Source organism: Roseibium sp. MB-4 (assembly GCF_053005265.1).
This window is the reverse complement of record NZ_JBRKQB010000008.1, coordinates 1-2,500: the sequence shown is the minus strand read 5'-3', so window position 1 is coordinate 2,500 and position 2,500 is coordinate 1. Positions and strand designations below refer to the sequence as shown.

1 tRNA gene and 2 rRNA genes (1 of these 3 cut by a window edge) are annotated in these 2,500 nt (G+C 54.4%); all 3 read left to right on the top strand.

Annotated elements, in window-relative coordinates:
- A 23S ribosomal RNA gene (locus ACVDG4_RS23920) occupies positions 1–1,827 on the top strand (it extends 901 nt beyond the left edge of the window).
- Between the two features lie 393 nt (positions 1,828–2,220).
- Positions 2,221–2,335: ribosomal RNA gene (gene rrf / locus ACVDG4_RS23915) — 5S ribosomal RNA — on the top strand.
- 85 nt (positions 2,336–2,420) lie between these two features.
- Positions 2,421–2,497, top strand: a tRNA-Met gene (locus ACVDG4_RS23910).
- Positions 2,498–2,500: the final 3 nt, after the last annotated feature.

Genomic DNA, 2,500 nt, shown 5'->3' with positions numbered 1-2,500 from the left:
TCCGGCAGACACACAGTGGGTGCTAACGTCCATTGTGGAGAGGGAAACAACCCTGACCGCCAGTTAAGGTCCCTAAGTTATGGCTAAGTGGGAAAGGATGTAGAGATCCCAAAACAACCAGGATGTTGGCTTAGAAGCAGCCATCATTTAAAGAAAGCGTAACAGCTCACTGGTCTAAATAAGGGTCTCCGCGCCGAAAATGTACCGGGGCTCAAGCCATACACCGAAACTGCGGGTGTGCACTTTAAGTGCATGCGGTAGCGGAGCGTTCTGTAAGTCTGCGAAGGGAGACCCGCGAGGGCTCCTGGAGATATCAGAAGTGCGAATGCTGACATGAGTAACGATAAAGGGAGTGAGAGACTCCCTCGCCGAAAGTCCAAGGGTTCCTGCTCAACGCTAATCGGAGCAGGGTTAGTCGGCCCCTAAGGCGAGGCCGAAAGGCGTAGTCGATGGGAAACAGGTTAATATTCCTGTACTTGGTGGTAGTGACGGATGCCGTGTGTTGTATCTCCTTATTGGATTGGGGGTGCAGCGAAGGTGTTCCAGGAAATAGCTCCACCGTATAAACCGTACCCGAAACCGACACAGGTGGACTGGTAGAGAATACCAAGGCGCTTGAGAGAACTATGCTGAAGGAACTCGGCAAAATGCTCCCGTAAGTTCGCGAGAAGGGAGACCTGTACTTGGGCAACCAGGTATAGGTGGCACAGAAATGGGGGTGGCGACTGTTTATCAAAAACACAGGGCTCTGCGAAGTCGCAAGACGACGTATAGGGTCTGACGCCTGCCCGGTGCTGGAAGGTTAAGAGGAGGTGTGCAAGCACCGAATTGAAGCCCCAGTAAACGGCGGCCGTAACTATAACGGTCCTAAGGTAGCGAAATTCCTTGTCGGGTAAGTTCCGACCTGCACGAATGGCGTAACGACTTCCCCGCTGTCTCCAGCATAGACTCAGTGAAATTGAATTCCCCGTGAAGATGCGGGGTTCCTGCGGTCAGACGGAAAGACCCCGTGCACCTTTACTACAGCTTCACACTGGTATTCGTAATGACATGTGTAGGATAGGTGGTAGACGTTGAAGCATTTGCGCCAGCAGATGTGGAGTCATCCTTGAAATACCACCCTTGTCCTTATGGATATCTAACCGCGGCGCAACAACGTCCGGGACCGTGTGTGGCGGGTAGTTTGACTGGGGCGGTCGCCTCCCAAATGGTAACGGAGGCGCGCGAAGGTGGGCTCAGAGCGGTCGGAAATCGCTCGTTGAGTGCAATGGCATAAGCCTGCCTGACTGCGAGACTGACAAGTCGAGCAGAGTCGAAAGACGGCCATAGTGATCCGGTGGTCCCTCGTGGAAGGGCCATCGCTCAACGGATAAAAGGTACGCCGGGGATAACAGGCTGATGATGCCCAAGAGTCCATATCGACGGCATTGTTTGGCACCTCGATGTCGACTCATCACATCCTGGGGCTGGAGCAGGTCCCAAGGGTTTGGCTGTTCGCCAATTAAAGTGGTACGTGAGTTGGGTTCAGAACGTCGCGAGACAGTTCGGTCCCTATCTGCCGTGGGTGTAGGAGAATTGAGAGGATCTGTCCCTAGTACGAGAGGACCGGGATGGACGTACCTCTGGTGGACCTGTTGTGGCGCCAGCCGCATTGCAGGGTAGCTATGTACGGACGGGATAACCGCTGAAAGCATCTAAGCGGGAAACCCACCTCAAAACCAGTTCTCCCTGAAGAGCCGTGGAAGACCACCACGTCGATAGGAAGCGTGTGGAAGTGCAGCAATGCATGAAGCTTAGCTTTACTAATAGCTCGTTCGGCTTGATCCTCTCATTAGTCAATGTTCATCTTTACTTGTGCTACCGGCCTTCGGCCTACTTGAGCACGAGTTTTAAAAGCGCCAAAAAGCGCTTTGAAAAGATTAGATGGTTTGCGCTCACGCTTGAGCGCGCCTGTGGCGCTAAGCTCCGCGGGGGCGCGCAAAAGTGCGAGGCGGCCACTTGGCCTTGCGAAGCCTGAAGGCTTCGGTTAGTGCTCTAATCAACTTCAAAATAAGACCAGTTTAGATTCTCAAGGGAAATGACGTCGAACCGAAAGGTTCGCAAGCGCAACGCGCGACGGCCGATCAGGCCGCGTTCCCGCAGGCCAGCGCAGTCATGCGCGGTGCGGCCGTGAGGGCTAAACAACAAGACCAGTTTTACATCCAAATTGCCCTTCGCCGGCCTGGTGGCTCTAGCGGGGAGCCCCCACCCGATCCCATCCCGAACTCGGCCGTGAAACTCCCCAGCGCTAATGGTACTGCATCTTAAGGTGTGGGAGAGTAGGTCGCTGCCAGGCCTGCAAAGCGCAATTTGGACACTTCAGTGCACTAGCGGCTAACGCCTACTTGAGTGCATCTCTTCAACGATAGCCTCCACCTTCACGCGGGATGGAGCAGTCCGGTAGCTCGTCAGGCTCATAACCTGAAGGTCGCAGGTTCAAATCCTGCTCCCGCAACCAAAT